The sequence below is a fragment of the Terrisporobacter othiniensis genome (genome assembly GCF_000808015.1).
GTDB classification, from domain to species: Bacteria; Bacillota; Clostridia; order Peptostreptococcales; family Peptostreptococcaceae; genus Terrisporobacter; species Terrisporobacter muris.
In genome coordinates this window covers 1-16533 of record NZ_JWHR01000084.1, presented here as the reverse complement: position 1 = coordinate 16533, position 16533 = coordinate 1, and the positions used below count along the sequence as shown (strand labels likewise).

At 28.0% G+C, this 16533-nt stretch carries 13 protein-coding genes; 10 read left to right on the top strand and 3 right to left on the bottom strand.

Annotated features, from left to right (window positions below):
* Positions 1-238 precede the first annotated feature (238 nt).
* The 4 genes from QX51_RS09280 (at position 239) to QX51_RS09265 (ending at position 5548) form a co-directional block, all read left to right on the top strand.
* The gene (locus tag QX51_RS09280; protein ID WP_039679635.1) at positions 239-934 is read left to right on the top strand and encodes a response regulator transcription factor; all 696 of its coding nucleotides are present in this window, start codon (positions 239-241) and stop codon (positions 932-934) included.
* 13 nt (positions 935-947) lie between these two features.
* Entirely contained in the window at positions 948-2165 is a 1218-nt protein-coding gene (locus tag QX51_RS09275) for a sensor histidine kinase (RefSeq protein WP_242842717.1), read from the top strand.
* A 98-nt stretch (positions 2166-2263) separates the two neighbouring features.
* The gene (locus QX51_RS09270) at positions 2264-2941 is read left to right on the top strand and encodes an ABC transporter ATP-binding protein (protein ID WP_039679633.1); all 678 of its coding nucleotides are present in this window, start codon (positions 2264-2266) and stop codon (positions 2939-2941) included.
* Complete coding sequence (locus tag QX51_RS09265) at positions 2942-5548, top strand: ABC transporter permease (RefSeq protein WP_039679632.1); 2607 nt, start codon at positions 2942-2944, stop codon at positions 5546-5548.
* Between the two features lie 105 nt (positions 5549-5653).
* Here the strand turns inward: QX51_RS09265 and QX51_RS09260 are convergent, their stop codons facing one another.
* Together QX51_RS09260 and QX51_RS09255 are read right to left on the bottom strand one after the other, a co-directional pair.
* Positions 5654-6916, bottom strand: a complete 1263-nt coding sequence (locus QX51_RS09260; RefSeq protein WP_039679631.1) for a CapA family protein — start codon at positions 6914-6916, stop codon at positions 5654-5656.
* A 433-nt stretch (positions 6917-7349) separates the two neighbouring features.
* The gene (locus tag QX51_RS09255) at positions 7350-8621 is read right to left on the bottom strand and encodes a CapA family protein (protein WP_039679630.1); all 1272 of its coding nucleotides are present in this window, start codon (positions 8619-8621) and stop codon (positions 7350-7352) included.
* A gap of 147 nt (positions 8622-8768) precedes the next feature.
* Between QX51_RS09255 and QX51_RS09250 the strand changes: the two genes are divergently transcribed.
* The 6 genes from QX51_RS09250 (at position 8769) to QX51_RS09225 (ending at position 16229) form a co-directional block, all read left to right on the top strand.
* Positions 8769-9113 carry a YraN family protein gene (locus tag QX51_RS09250; protein WP_039679629.1) on the top strand — a complete coding sequence of 115 codons (345 nt, stop codon included), beginning with the start codon at positions 8769-8771 and terminating at the stop codon, positions 9111-9113.
* Between the two features lie 11 nt (positions 9114-9124).
* On the top strand, positions 9125-10675 hold the full coding sequence (locus QX51_RS09245) for a YifB family Mg chelatase-like AAA ATPase (RefSeq protein WP_039679628.1): 1551 nt from the start codon (positions 9125-9127) through the stop codon (positions 10673-10675).
* The gene (gene dprA, locus QX51_RS09240) at positions 10668-11765 is read left to right on the top strand and encodes a DNA-processing protein DprA (protein ID WP_039679627.1); all 1098 of its coding nucleotides are present in this window, start codon (positions 10668-10670) and stop codon (positions 11763-11765) included. Before QX51_RS09245 ends, dprA begins: the two co-directional genes overlap by 8 nt.
* Before the next feature lie 24 nt (positions 11766-11789).
* Entirely contained in the window at positions 11790-13868 is a 2079-nt protein-coding gene (gene topA, locus QX51_RS09235; protein WP_039679626.1) for a type I DNA topoisomerase, read from the top strand.
* A gap of 165 nt (positions 13869-14033) precedes the next feature.
* On the top strand, positions 14034-14819 hold the full coding sequence (gene codY / locus QX51_RS09230; protein WP_039679625.1) for a GTP-sensing pleiotropic transcriptional regulator CodY: 786 nt from the start codon (positions 14034-14036) through the stop codon (positions 14817-14819).
* Between the two features lie 132 nt (positions 14820-14951).
* Positions 14952-16229, top strand: a complete 1278-nt coding sequence (locus QX51_RS09225; protein WP_039679624.1) for a replication-associated recombination protein A — start codon at positions 14952-14954, stop codon at positions 16227-16229.
* Between the two features lie 68 nt (positions 16230-16297).
* On the opposite strand, the gene QX51_RS09220 is transcribed toward QX51_RS09225, so the two are convergent.
* Positions 16298-16513: a hypothetical protein gene (locus tag QX51_RS09220; protein ID WP_039679623.1), complete on the bottom strand. Its 216-nt coding sequence runs from the start codon at positions 16511-16513 to the stop codon at positions 16298-16300.
* Between the last annotated feature and the right edge of the window lie 20 nt (positions 16514-16533).

Below are 16533 nucleotides of genomic sequence, written 5' to 3'. Positions count from 1 at the left end.
TCCATTTTATTTCTGGTGAGTAGTGTACTCTTGTACTCATAATAAAATAACCTCCTTTAAAATCATACATATAGTATGTTTCAAAAGAGGTTGTTTTATTTATTCCCGTGTAAAGGGTTCACTTCACTTTTTTTATCAAAGTGTTTTTATTATGACTAGAATGTCACATTAGTGGTCTTATTATATTTTTTAACTTATTGTATAATAATTATAAATAATGGAAAATTTGGAGGTAATCATGATAAATATTCTTATGGTAGAAGATGACTCTACGATAGCTTTTGGGGTAAAGTATGCTCTAGAACAAGAAGGATTTAAAATAGATATAAGCAAAGATTTGGAGAGTGCTAGAAGTAATATAAATGAAAAAAACTATGACATAATTCTTCTAGACGTAATGCTTCCAGATGGTAACGGCTATGATTTTTGTAAAGAAATAAGAGAAATAAAAGATATACCTATAATATTTTTGACTGCATGTGATGATGAGGTAAATATAGTAATGGGACTTGATATTGGTGGAGATGATTATATGACAAAGCCTTTTAGAGTTAGAGAGCTTATATCTAGAATAAAGGCTGTAGTTAGAAGAAATAAGGGAGAAGATAAGGGGAAGAAAATTCTAAAATATGGAAATTTAAGTATACACACATTAGAGGCTAGGGTGTATAAAGGTAGTGAAGAAGTATTTCTAACATCTGCTGAATACAAGCTACTATTAATTCTAATTCAAAATGAAAATATAGTTTTAAGTAGAAACCAAATTCTAGAAAAATTATGGGATGTAACTTATGATTTTATTAATGACAATACATTAACAGTTTATATAAAGCGTCTTAGAGAAAAAATTGAAGATGATTCAAGTAATCCAAAATTTATAATTACAGTTAGAGGTATGGGATACAAGTGGAATGGAAGTGAAGTTAATGTTTAGATATAATGTGGAGATGAAAAGTTTTATAAGGCGTTTTTTTGCCTTATTTTTTATTACTATTATCATATGTGGAGGAATAACAATACTGACTTTAAATATTATTAAAGAAAAAGTAGTAGAAAATAATCAAGCAATTATAGGTAATATCTTAAGTGATAGACCCGAATTGGAAGAAAAAGTTATGGATGTAATTACTCAGGGAAATTCCAAGGAAAATATAGATTTGGGTAAAGAAATATTAAGTAAATATAATTATAATAGCAATATAACTTTAAAAAATGAGCCAATAATAAATGAAAGTGCAAAATATATTTTTAATATTAATTGGATATTTATATGTGTTATTTTGATACTATTTATTTTCCTCGCACTTAGTTATTTTAAAAAGATTTATGATGATATAAAAGATATGACAGACTATGTTTACAATAGTTCTGAAGGTCGAAATTTTGAGATGAAGAATAGAAATCAAGAAGGTCAAATAGGTCTTTTAAAAACTGAATTAATTAAGATGACTAATATATTAAAAGAAAAAGTAGAGCTTTTAAATAATGAAAAAATATTTTTAAATAACACAATTTCAGATATATCTCATCAGCTAAAAACGCCTATGACATCTTTAGTAATATTAAATGATTTGATGTATGAAGATTTACCGAAAGAAACAAAAATAGAATTTTTAGATAAGATAAAATCTCAATTAAATCGTATGGAGTGGCTTGTAAAAAGTATGCTAAAGCTTTCTAAGGTGGAAGCTAAGGTTATTGATTTTGATAAAAAAGAAGTTAAAATTCATGAATTGATCAAAAGGTCTGTAGCACCTAGTTTAATACCTATGGAAATTAAAGATATTAAACTGAGTATTAATGGAGACGAAAATACAAGTTATATTGGTGATATAAATTGGTCAAGTGAAGCATTCGTAAATATAATAAAAAATTGTATAGAACATACTCCAAATGGTGGAAAAATAGATATTAATTATGATCAGAATCCTCTATATTGTGAAGTTGTAATAAAAGATAGCGGAGAAGGTATAGATAAAAAAGACTTACCTCATATTTTTAAACGATTCTATAAAGGAAAAACCTCAAAAGAAGATAGTGTCGGTATAGGTCTAGCCATGGCAAAATCTATTATAGAAAGTCAAAATGGAGATATATACGTAGAAAGTGAAAAAAACAAGGGTACTGAGTTCCATATAATTTTCCATAAAACTTATAGTGACTAATTTGTAATTTTGCATTCACCTCAGTGTAAGAGTGAAAGTTTAGTATAAAGATATAAATTAAAAATTATAATGGTTAGTGAAAAATTATGGAGGGTAATATGGAAATTTTAAAAATTAAAAATTTAAGCAAGACTTATGGTAAAAATGAAGCAAAAGTAGATGCTTTAAAAAATATAGATTTATCTATAAATAAAGGAGAATTTGTTGCCATAGTAGGACCTAGTGGAAGTGGTAAAAGCACACTGCTACATTTAATAGGAGGGGTAGACAAACCAAGTGAAGGTAGCGTTTATATAAATGATGTGAATATATATAATTTAAAAGAAAAGGACTTATCCATATTTAGAAGAAGAAATGTAGGACTTATATATCAGTTTTACAACTTAATACCAGTGCTTTCTGTTAAGGAAAACATACTGCTTCCTGCTGAGCTTGATAATAGAAAAATAGACAAAGAGTACTTAGATGATTTATTAAAAACTTTAGGATTAAAGGAAAGGGAAAATCATCTTCCAAATGAACTTAGTGGAGGACAACAACAAAGAACTTCAATAGGTAGAGCTTTAGTTAATAGACCTGCCATAGTGCTGGCAGATGAGCCTACAGGTAACTTAGATAGTAAAAACTCAAAAGAAGTAATAGAATTATTAAAATTATCAGTGAAAAAATATAAACAAACTTTAATAATTATAACTCATGACCCTAACATAGCACTTCAAGCAGATAGAGTTATAACTATAGAAGATGGAACTATAAAAAGTGATGAGGTGATATAAATGAATTTATATACAGCTCTTACACTTAGATACTTAAAGGAAAATAAAAAAAGAACAATAGTTACAATTATAGGAATCATACTTTCTACTGCATTAATTTGTGGTATAGGAAATATTTATAATAGTTTTATGGATTATCAGGTTAGAGAAACTGTACAAAGAAATGGTGATTTTCATGCCACATTTTATGATGTACAAAATAAAGATATTGGCAAGATAACTAAAAGTGCAGGAATATCTAAATATGGATATAGTGATAATTTAGGATTTGGAAGATATAATGATGAAAAGTTTTTATTGCAGATAAAGTCTTACGACAAAGAATCTTTTGATGGATACCAAATATCTTTAAAAGAAGGAAAGCTTCCAACTAATAATAAGGAAATAGTAGTCAGTGAAGATTCAAATTTATTAAAAGAGAAAAAAATAGGGGATATAATCACTATTAGTGTTGGAAAAAGAGTAACTAAAGACGGAGATACTTTAACAGGTTCTTGGATGGATGAGGATGAGAAACTTATAGATACTCATAAAGAAGAGTATAAAATAGTAGGTATAATAAGTAAACCTGGTTTTGAAGATGGAAGACAAATTACAACAGCCATATCTTATTTAGATATAAATAAGATGGGAAGTAAGGATGACGTAAATGTATCTATTACTGCTAATAATCCAAAAGAAATTTATAATATAGCAGGAGTTATTGCTAAAAATTTAGGTTTAAAAGTAGAGGGTATAGAGAATGGAGAATCGGATTCTTCTTATTATAATAATGAAAATGGAACATATTATGAAAATTTACAGTTCAATGAACATTTATTAAGATTACAAAGTGCTAGTGCTTATGACAATATCAATGGAGGTATTGATAAAATCATAATACTTGTTACTTCTCTAGTAATAATTTGTACCATAGCAACAGTATACAATGCTTTTTCTATATCTATTAGTGAGCGTAAAAGACAATTTGGTATACTAAATTCCATAGGAGCCACAAAAAGCCAAACTACGAAGCTGGTATTAATGGAAGCTTTTTTAGTAAGTATTATAGGTATACCCTTAGGATTACTTGCTGGAACAGTTGCTATAGATATTGTTTTTAAAATAATAGGAAGTCTTTATGGAAGTTCTCTGATAGGAGAATTGGGACTAAGGGTAGTATATAGTCCAGCAGTGATTATATTAAGTGCAATAATCGTAATAATAACCATATTAATATCAGCCATACTTCCAGCAAGACAAGCATCTAAAATATCGCCACTGGAATCAATAAAAAACAGTTCTAACTTAAAAATAGGAAAAGTAAAAGATTCAAAAATAGTAAGAGCTCTATTTAAGGCAGAAGGTGTACTTGCTTATAAAAATTTAAGAAGAAATAAAAAGAAATTTAGAATAACTTTATTCTCTCTTATTATAAGTGTTGTTATATTTATTTCTTTCAGTGGATTTATGACTTTATTTATAAATGCTAATAAAGTACAGTTTGGAGAAGTAAACTATGATTTGAGATTATCTTCAAGTACTGCTATGGATGATAAGCCATTGGAGGAGTTAAAAAATATTCCTGGAATTAATAGAGTCGCTGAAATAAATGACTATTCAATGGGAGTTTATTTACCAGAAAATAAAATAAATAAAAACAATGAAGATTTAATTAATGATACTGCTTACTTTTCAAAAGAAAAAATAGATAATAAAACTGTATATGATATATTAAATTGTTTAATAAAACTGCCTGGAGACTTTGAAATAAATAAAATAAATCTTAAAGAAGGTAGTTTTGAGAAAAAAGAAGCTATAAAAGAAAATGGAGTAATCTTTGTAAGAAAAAGTTATTACGAAGAACCGGGTAAAAAATATGAATTTGAATTAACAAATTACAAAGTTGGAGATACAGTCAAAGCTTATATATCAGATTATGATGGAGAAAAAGAAATAAGAAAAGAAATTGACCTTAAAATCATGGCTATAACTGATGATATATCAACAGGAAACTCTGGATATAATTATATGGGGCTTGATTTTATAACTTATGATGAAGTAGGCAAAAAGTTTGGACTTGAAGCAAATGCTAACGAGGTTTATATTTCTACAAATGGAGACGAAAATATAAGAAATACAGTAAAAGATATTGCAAATCAATATGCTTATAATGTATCAGATATAATGGAAAACGTAAAGTCAATGCAAGATACACTTATGGTAATGCAAATATTTGTTTATGGATTTGTTACTGTAATTTCTTTAGTAAGTATAACTAACATAGTAAATACAATTAGTACAAATATAAACTTAAGAAAAAGAGAATTGGCAATAATCAAATCCATAGGAGTTACTCCTGGTGGATTTAATAAGATGATATATCTGGAAAGTTTGCTATATGGAGCTTTAGCTTTAATTTATGGTATTCCTCTAGGAATTGGATTGGTAGCTCTTATGAATGTCATATTAGGAGATGTTATCCAAATGGGATTAGTACTTCCTTGGAGTGCTATTGCTATATCTGCCATAGGTATATTTGTAATCACGTTTATTTCAGCATATATTCCTATGAAGAAGATAAATAAAGAAAATATAATTGAAAATATTAGACAAGAAAGTATATAGATTATTTAACTGAAATTAAAAAATGCTCTTTCACATAACTATTATAGTAGGGTGAAAGAGCATTTTTATATATTCGTGATTATAAGTTATATTGTTTATAATAGTTTAATCAAATGGATTTTCAACTATACTTATTAAATCTGATGTTTTAACTTGTTCAGCAGTATTTTTATAGGATTTTTCTATTTTACTTTCTGACAAGTTGTTTATTTTATCTAAATCTGATTTGTTAGCAAGAGGTATTATTTCATAAACATACTTAGCAGTTTTGCTATTGTAATATTTATTTAACCAAGTAGGTATACAAGTGACTTTTTCAACTTTAGCTTCTTCATCAGTGTTATTTTTACTAATGTCTATATTTATCATCAAACCATCTTCTGTATATTGATTAAATTGATCTCTAGTTTGATTAGATAAGAAGTTTCCAAGAGAATAAGCAACTACAGTTTCATGTTTACCATCTGCAGATTTTATAGATGTAACAGGTTGTACCACGTGAGGGTGAGAACCTATTATAACATCCACACCAGCATCACAAAGCTTTTGAGCTAACTTTTGTTGGAAGGAATTCTCTTTAAGAGAATATTTGTCTCCCCAGTGTAGATAAACTACTTGTAAATCAGTATCCTTCATCTTTTTAAGAGTATAGTTTATATTATTAAATGCCTTATCTATACTTGTAGAGTCAAAGATATTAACACTGTTTTTGTATTCATTGGAGATTTTCACATCATTTAAGTATTTGTTATCGTTAATAATTCTTCCATAAGAATAAGAAGTAATACCTATTTTTATATTATTAACATTTTTTACTATATATCTATCTCCGTTATTTTCTCTAGTTCCAATCACATCAAGTTTTTTATCTTTTAAGGTTGCAAGAGTATTTTTTATACTTAAATCACCCTTGTCATAAGCGTGGTTATTTGCTGTAGATATTAAATCAAAACCAGCATATTTTAATCCATCAGCAAGTTCATCTGGTGAATTGAATTTTGGATAAGAGCTATATCTATAAACTTTGTTACCTGTTAATGTTGTTTCCAAGTTAACCATGGAATAATCAGCATCTTCAACATATTTTTTCACATACTCAAAGTTATTGTTGAAATTATATTTTGCTGTAGATACATCATATTGCCCAGTTAGCTGAGCGTTGTATACCATAGTATCTCCCACGGCTAATAAAGAAGCTTTATTGACATTTTTTTTTGTAGGCGTAAATACAGATGCTTCTTCTGATTTATTTTTAGAAAATATGGAAGTCTTATTAACACTACTAAAAGAGAATACTCCCATAATAAGTATACTTAAGCTGAAACAAATAAGAAATTTCTTAGTATTGATATTGTTATGATTGTACATTTTATGCCCCCCTTCTTAAAATATAAAATAATCATATAACTTTATATTATCCATAAATTAGTATATTTTCAATTAAAAGTTTTATTTTGTATAATTAATAGATTTTTTGGAAATAACTAAGTTTAAATCAAATACAATAATATATATAATAAAAGGAGAAACTATTAATAGTTTCTTTTTTTATATACTAGGACATTATAATTGGCTTCTGAATTTATGGAGAACCTACTCAGTTTATTAAGAGAAGTAAATTTTTGCTTTTAAATGTTAGTGTTCAAGAGGAGATTAACTTGGGAAAAGGTAATATTAAAATATTGATAAATGTGGACATAATACCAAATGGTAGATTTGAATTAAATAGTAAATAATAAAAATAAAAATCCTGGCCTCGAAAATAAGGCTGGGATTTATTATATTTAAATAAGTTTATAATTTATTTAAAAGGACTATCAACAACAGTAATTATATTAGAAGTATCTATCAAAGATGCCGTATTATTATATGATTGTTTCATGTTATATTTATTTAAAGAAGCAATGGAATTCAAATAATCTTCATCGTCTATAGGAATAATTTCGTAAATATTTTTATATCCGTTACTATACTTATTTACCCAAGTAGGTATACAAGTAACTTTTTCAATTTTTGCTTCCTCTTCATTACTTTTTTTACTTATGTCAATATTAACCATTAACCCATCTTCACTATATGCCCCAACAGTCTCTCTTCTTTGATTAGATATATAATTTCCTAAGGAATAGATTACAAGAGTTTCATTTTTATCATTTGAGGAAGTTATTGTTTCAACAGGTTCCACCACATGAGGATGAGAACCTATTATAATATCAATACCAGCATCACAAAGCTTTTGAGCTAATTGTTTTTGGAAATTTGTTTCATTTCTCGCGTATTCTATACCCCAGTGTAAAATAACAACCTGCATATCTGTATCCTTCATTTTATTTGTAGTAGAGGTAATAGTTTTAAAAGCTTTATCCACATTTAAAGAATCAAAAACATTCATTTTACCTTCGCATTCTTCTGATATTTTAATTCCATTTAAATATTTATTATCATCCTTTACATCTCCATAAGAATAAGATGTGATACCCACTTTAATATTATTTATATCTTTTATTATGTATTCATCATCAGCAGTATTTTCTCTTGTACCAACTGTATCAAAGCCCTTTTCTTTTAAAGTATATAATGTTCTATTAACACCTAAATCACTTTTATCAAAACTATGATTGTTTATTGTCGATAATAAATCAAAACCAGTATCTTTTAATGCATCAGCCAATTCATCAGGTGAATTAAACATAGGATAAGAACTGTATGGATATACTTCATTGCCAGCTAGCGTTGTCTCTAAATTAGCCAAGCTATAATCGGCTTTTTCAACATACTTTTTTACATATTTAAAATTATTTTCAAAATCATAAGTTTTAGTAGAAGAATCATACTGAGCCTGTAATTGAGGAGTATGAACCATAATATCTCCAGCAGCTAATATGGAAGCCTCGTAAGTCTCGGCATCTTCATTAAATACAGAAGTAATAGCATTCTCTTTTTTGTCTTCGTTTGTATTATTGTTTATTTTGCTATGGATGAAAAAAACTCCAATAATACAAGTAACAACTATAATAATTTTAAATGATTTATTCTTATTCTTATTTTTTCTCCTAGATCTTTTTTTAGACATAAGTTATCCCCCTTTAATAACTAATTTCCACAAACCCCTTACTAGTAATCATATATATATTGTAATAATTTATCAATTATAAAAAAAATTGTATATATGGCAATTACCTTGACAATAATCACATAATAAAAATAATAAGGTGAAAATATGAATAATATTGAAAAAGGTAAATTAGGCGAGGAAATGGCATTAAAATACATTATTTCTAAAGGTGGAAAAATAATAGAACGAAACTATAGAACAAAAATGGGTGAAGTAGATTTAATAGCAAAATTGAATGGTGAATTAGTTTTCGTTGAGGTCAAAGGTAGAAGCAATATAAATTATGGATATCCATCGGAGGCCGTAAATTATAAGAAAAAAAGAAAGATAACTAGTGTGGCAAAATATTATATTTTGGATAACTCCTTAGAAAATTTATCCATTAGATTTGATGTAATTGAAATTTATTTTAATGAAAAGAAAATAAATCATATTGTGAATGCTTTTTAGAAAGGGGAAACATGTTAAGTATAATAAATTCTAATAATTTAATAGGAATAGATAGCTTTTTAGTAAAGGTGGAGACGGATATAACAAGAGGAATTCCATCATTTAATGTGGTTGGACTTCCAGGGACGGAAGTAAGAGAAGCTAGGGAAAGGGTGAAATCAGCAATAATCAATAGTGGTTATGATTTCCCCAATTCAAGAATAGTAGTAAATTTATCACCGGCAGATATAAAGAAAGAAGGTTCATTTTTAGATTTACCAATTTCCATAGGTATACTGAGGAAATATTTGAATAGAGATGATTATTACTTAGATGAGTGCATCTTTGTTGGAGAATTATCTTTAGATGGGCACTTGAGAAAGGTAAAGGGAATTTTACCTTTAGTAATTGGAGCAAAAAAGGAAAACTTTAAACGTATATTTATACCGTATGATAATTTAAGAGAAAGTAATTTTATTGATGGAATAGAAATTATCCCTGTAAAAAATTTGCAGGAATGTATTAATTATATTAATGGGAATAAAAATATTGATTTAAATTATAAAGATTTAAAAGTACATAATGTTGAGTTTAATTACACTGAAGATTTTAAAGATGTAAAAGGAAATTATTTTGTGAAAAGAGCTGCAGAAATATGTGCAGCAGGAAATCATAATCTCATCATGGTGGGTCCACCTGGATCAGGAAAAACTATGGTTGCGAAACGTATGAGAACTATACTACCCAAATTGGACAAAGAAGAAATGATTGAAATAAGCAAGATTTATAGTATTGCAGGCTTAATTAATGAAGAGGATGGAATAATTACAGAGCGACCTTTTAGATCACCTCATCATAGTACAACCATGCAATCATTAGTAGGTGGAGGTTTTAACTCAAAGCCAGGAGAAATTACTTTATCTCATAGAGGTGTATTATTTTTAGATGAAGTAGCAGAATTTGATAGAAGAATATTAGAAAGTTTAAGACAACCAATGGAAGATAAATATGTGAATATAGCAAGAGTAAGACAAAATGTTAAGTATCCTTGTAATATGTTAGTTATTGCAGCTATGAATCCTTGCCCCTGTGGTTTATATTTGTCAAAGACAGAATGTCGCTGCCAAAGTTATGAGATTATTAGATATAGAAATAGATTATCAGGACCACTTTTAGATAGGTTTGATATATTTGTGGAAATGATACAGACTCCTTTCGAAAAACTTAATGAAAAATCACAGGAAGAAACTTCTGAAGAAATAAGATGTAGAGTGGAAAAAGCAAGGGAAATACAAAAACTAAGATTTAAAAATGAACTTATAAATACTAACAATGAGATGAGTACAACTATGATAGACAAATATTGTGAATTAGATGAAGAAAGTAAAAATATATTAGATGATATTTATAATAAGCATGAGTTAAGCAATAGAAGCTATACGAAGTTAATAAAAGTTGCTAGAACAATAGCTGATTTAGAAGGTGAAGAAAATATAAAGAAAAATCATATATTGGAATCTTACTCATTTAGAAAAGCTTATTATACATATTTTAAATCTAGATTGGAGTTAAACCATGTATAAGAAGGATATTTATTTGTGTATAAAATCAATAAAGGGAATAAGTACTATAACTCTTGGGAAAATAATAGAAGAAGTTGGCTGTGTGGAAGAAATTATAAATCTTAGTGAAAAAGATATATATAATTTAAAAAATATAAGTTTAAATATTAAGGAAAATCTAGTAAAATATATTAGTCGTTTCAATTTATATGATATTAAGGAAAAATTATATAAAAACTCTATTCAGTATATTTGTATAGAAGATAAAGAATATCCAGAAAAACTTAAAAATATTTATAGCCCTCCTTTAATATTATTTTATAAAGGAGATTTGTCCATAATAAATAATAATTTAAATATAGCAATGGTAGGCTCTAGAAAGCCTACGATCTACGGTATAAATTGCGCACATCGTATTAGCTATGAATTATCTGAACGAGATATTAACATAATAAGTGGGCTTGCTTTAGGCATAGATTCATGCTGTCATAGAGGATGTATAAAAGGAAAGGGCAAGACTATAGCAGTCTTAGCATCATCTCTAGATAACATTAGACCATCAAGTAATACACAACTAGCTAATGAAATTTTGGAAGATGGAGGATTAATTTTATCTGAATATAATGTTGGACATATAACCACTCGTGGTAATTTTCCATGCAGAAATAGAATTATTAGTGGTATAAGTGATGGTATTATAGTTGTAGAAGCAGGAGAAAAAAGTGGTGCCTTAATTACTGCTGATCTAGGACTAGATCAAGGCAAGAATATATTTGCAGTTCCTGGTGATATTTGTTCGGATTTAAGCAAAGGTTGTCATAAAATAATTAAAGAAGGTGCAAAATTAATAGAAAATATTGATGATATTTTAAATGAATATGATAATAGTAGTTTTAATAATAATAAAAATAGTATAGAATATGATATTAAGGATTTAAGTAATGAAGCATTAAAAATAATTCAGGTTATAAAAAGACAAGGGATGTTGCAAATTAATGAAATTTGTGATAATACTGGTATTGATATAAAAAATGTAAATACTATAATAAATGAATTATTACTAAGAGACTTAGTTGTTGAAATGAATAATAAAATGTTTAGCATAAACTAAAAAATTAAGGGTGGGGGTGTGAAAATGGCGAAAACATTGGTAATTGTGGAATCGCCTGCAAAAGCTAAAACAATAGAAAAATTCTTGGGAAAAAGCCATTATACTGTAAAGGCTTCGGTTGGTCATGTTAGAGATTTACCTAAAAGTACTTTAGGTGTTGATATAGAGAACAATTTTGAACCTAGATATATTAATATCAGAGGTAAAGGTGATTTAATAAAAGAATTAAAAAAAGAAGCTAAAAAATCTAAGAAAGTATATCTGGCAACTGACCCTGATAGAGAAGGTGAAGCTATTTCTTGGCATTTAGCATATATACTTGGTATTGACGAAAATGATGAATGTAGAATAGAATTTAATGAGATAACAAAAGACGCTATCAAGAAAGCTATCAAAAGTCCTAGGAACATAGATTTAAAACTTGTAGATGCTCAGCAAGCAAGAAGAGTATTAGATAGACTTTTAGGATATCAAATAAGTCCTATACTTTGGATAAAAGTAAGAAAAGGTCTTAGTGCAGGTAGAGTACAATCAGTAACAACAAAAATAATATGTGAAAAAGAAAAAGAAATTAATGAATTTGTTCCTAAAGAATATTGGACTTTAGATATTGAAGGAATAACTAAAGATAAAGAAATAGTATTATTTAAGTTTGTATCACTTAATAATGAAAAAATAAATTTAGATAATGAAGAAGAAGTTAATAAAGTTTTAGAAAATATAAAAAATGAAAAACTAATAGTAGAAAAAATTGAATCAAAAACAAGAAGAAAATCTGCGCCAAAGCCATTTACAACTAGTGTGCTTCAACAAGATGCAGCTAATAAATTATCTTTTACAACTAAAAAGACAATGATAATAGCTCAAGAATTATACGAAGGTGTTGATATCAAAGGAGAAGGAACAGTAGGTCTTATATCATACATAAGAACAGATTCAAAGAGAATATCTGAAGAGGCTAAGGAAAAGGCAAAATCATATATCTTAGAAGAATTAGGTGAAAACTACTATAAAGTAAACGCTGACAAAAAAGAAGGCAAAGAAAAGAAAAAGGTTCAAGATGCTCATGAGGCTATTAGACCAACTTCAGTGCTTAGAACACCAGAAAGCGTAAAAAGTTCATTAAGTAAAGATCAATTTAAGCTTTACAATTTGATTTGGAGAAGATTTGTAGCTAGTCAAATGGAAGATTCCTTATTTGATGTATTAAATATAGATTGTAAAATAGGCGATGCATTATTTAGAGCAACAGGTTCAATAATGAAATTTGATGGATATACTAAAATTTATAATTTTACAGAAAGAGAAGATAAAATCTTACCACCAATAAAAGAAAATGATGAGTTGGAAGTAAATCAATTTATACCGGCACAGCACTTTACTCAGCCACCAGCAAGATTTACTGAGGCTAGTTTAGTTAAGACTTTAGAAGAACTTGGCATAGGAAGGCCTAGTACTTATGCTCCAACAATAGCAACTATCCTAAATAGAGGTTATGTGGAAAAACAAGGGACTAGCTTACATCCAACGGAGCTAGGTATGATAGTAACAGATATTTTAAATATAAACTTCCAAAAGTTTATTGATGTTGATTTTACGGCTCAAATGGAAAATAAATTGGATGAAATCGAAGAAGGTAATATACAGTGGAAGAGTGTAGTTTCAGAGGTATATGAACCTTTAAAAGAAGCTATTGCAGAGGCAAAAGAAAAAATAGAAAAAATTAATATGGATGAAGAGACTGATGAAATCTGTGAATTATGTGGATCAAACATGGTTATTAAATACGGTAGATTTGGTAAATTCATGGCTTGTAAAAACTATCCAGACTGCAAAAACACAAAGCCACTTGTTAATAAAGTAGGAGTAAAATGTCCAAAATGTGAAGAGGGAGACATTATTCTTAGAAAATCTAAAAAAGGCAAAGCATTTTATGGATGTTCAAATTATCCAGAGTGTGATTTCATAAGTTGGTATAAACCAACAGGAGAATTTTGTAAAGAGTGTGGCTCTTACATGGTAGAAAAGCATACAAAAAATGAGATAAAGGAAGTATGTTCTAATAAGGAATGTAAGGCTGAAGGAAGAATAATTGAAGAATAATTAAATAAAACTATAGAAATGACTGAATATTGGGAAAAATACAAACAATTTATTGTTAAGTATATATTTTTATGTTAGAATGAAATAGGTAAAATAAGTATATAACTAGGAAGCTAGAGAATATTAAATTCTTGAAACCTTAAACTTTGTTAAGGAGATGATTAAATGGCAAGTGAAGTATTACAAAAGACAAGAAAAATCAATAAAACTCTTCAAACAAGCGGAGGGAGTAGTGTATCATTTGATTTATTAGCAGAAACATTAGGGGAAGTATTAGAAGCTAATATATACGTGATAAATGCAAAAGGAAAAGTAATAGGTCTTTATTTAACAGATGCACAAGATAGCTCTGTTATAGAAGATGAAGAAACTAAATTACAAATTTTCCCTAAAGCATATACAGATAGTGTTTTAAAAATTAATGAAACACTGGAAAACCTAACGGGTGAGAAGGTATTAGAGGTATTTCCGTATGAACAAGGAAGATTAGAAAAATACACTACAATTGTTCCTATACTAGGAAGTGGACAAAGACTTGGTACACTAGTAATATCAAGATATGGTGATATATTTACAGATGATGATTTAGTCATATCTGAGTATAGTGCTACAGTAATAGGTATGGAAGTTCTAAGAGGGTTAAGTGAAGAAATGGAAGAAGAAATGAGAAAAACTGCAGTAGTTCAAATGGCGATAGGAACATTATCTTATTCAGAATTAGAAGCAGTGGAGCATATTTTTAAAGAACTAGAAGGAAATGAAGGTTTACTTGTTGCTAGCAGAATTGCTGATAGAGTTGGAATAACAAGATCAGTAATTGTTAATGCTCTTAGAAAATTTGAGAGTGCAGGAGTAATTGAGTCTAGATCTTTAGGAATGAAGGGAACTCATATAAAAATTCTTAATGATAAGTTAATACCAGAACTTAAAAAAGTAAGAAGTAATTATTAGTAATAAAAGGTATCTTTATAAAATAAGATACCTTTTTTAAATTATATAAAGACTTTAAAGGATTTTAAATACTTATAATTTCTAAAAGGGTTATAATTATATAGTATATAAAACTTATAAGGAGGGAAAAATGTGCAACCTTTGGCAGATAAATTACGTCCTAAAGAGTTAGAAGATATGGTAGGACAATCTCATATAATTGGTAAAGGTAAAATTATTAATAAATTATTAGATAATAACACCATACCCAATATGATTTTATATGGTCCTCCGGGCACGGGAAAAACAACGCTTGCAAACATTATTGCAAATTGTACAAACAAAAAATATGTAAAGCTTAATGCTGTAAATTGCGGAGTTAAAGAAATAAAAGATGTGATTGATGCAAATAAACAAGATTTATTTTCTTATAATGGCATACTTTTAATGCTTGATGAAATTCAAGCTCTTAATCGCAAGCAGCAACAATCTTTACTTGAAGTTATAGAAGATGGCTCAGTTACATTAATTGCTAGTACTGCAGATAATCCATATTTTGTAGTATATAAGGCGATTTTAAGCAGAAGTACTATATTTGAGTTTAAGCCTATTGTGAAAAAAGACATATTAAAAGGTTTAAATAGAGCATTAGATAAAATGAAAAGTTTATATACATATGAAGATATTAACATAGAAAATAAGGCATTGGAGTATATTGCGGATACTTGTAATGGTGATATGAGAAGTGCTTTAAACAAGTTAGAATTAGTTTTTAACGTGGGAATAGATATATTTAATAATCGTGTGGAAGTAACATTAGATGATGTTGTAAATTGTTCTTCTGTAAAAATGTTAAATTATGATAAGGGCGGAGATGACGGATATTCCATATTGTCAGCTTTTCACAAATCTTTGAGAGGATCAGATGCTGATGGAGCCATTCATTATTTAGCAAGATTAATAAAAGCAGGAGACCTTCAATCAATAACAAGAAGATTATTATGTGTTGCCAGTGAGGATGTAGGATTGGCTGTACCTCAAGCTATAACCATAACAGAGGCTTGTGTTTCAGCGGCCCTTCAACTAGGTTTTCCAGAAGCTCGTATACCATTAGCTCAAGCAACCATATATTTGGCACAGTGTCCAAAGTCAAATTCTGTAATTAATGCTATAGATATGGCACTATATGATTTAGATAATATTGAAACAGGAGAAATTCCGAATCATTTAAAAGATGCTCATTATGCTGGGGCTAAAAAACTAGGTAGAGGGGTGGAATATAAATTCCCTCATAATTTCGAAAATCATTATGTTGATCAACAGTATTTGCCGGATGCAATAAAAGATAAAAAATATTATGTACATGGCAAAAACAAAAATGAAAGTGCTTTCGAAAACTACTGGAAAGTAATTAAGAATAAATCAAAATAAAAACAAATATACCAATGGTATATTTGTTTTTATTTTGTAAGATCTTTATACTTTATTTTACCTGTAAATTATACTTTTTCATGAGGTGTTGTTTTCATTTGATTGTTTAAGTTATGTTGTTTTGTTCTAGTTTTTTTACTAAATTTAGCCTCATTTTGAGATGCTATTTTAACATTAACTTGCACATCATCAACATGAATTGTACCTAATTCATTGGCTATTTCTAATTTTTCATTTTCATAATCCTTCATTTTCTTTGTACTAGGTCTTTTTTTATCAGTCATTTATACACATCCTTTTATAT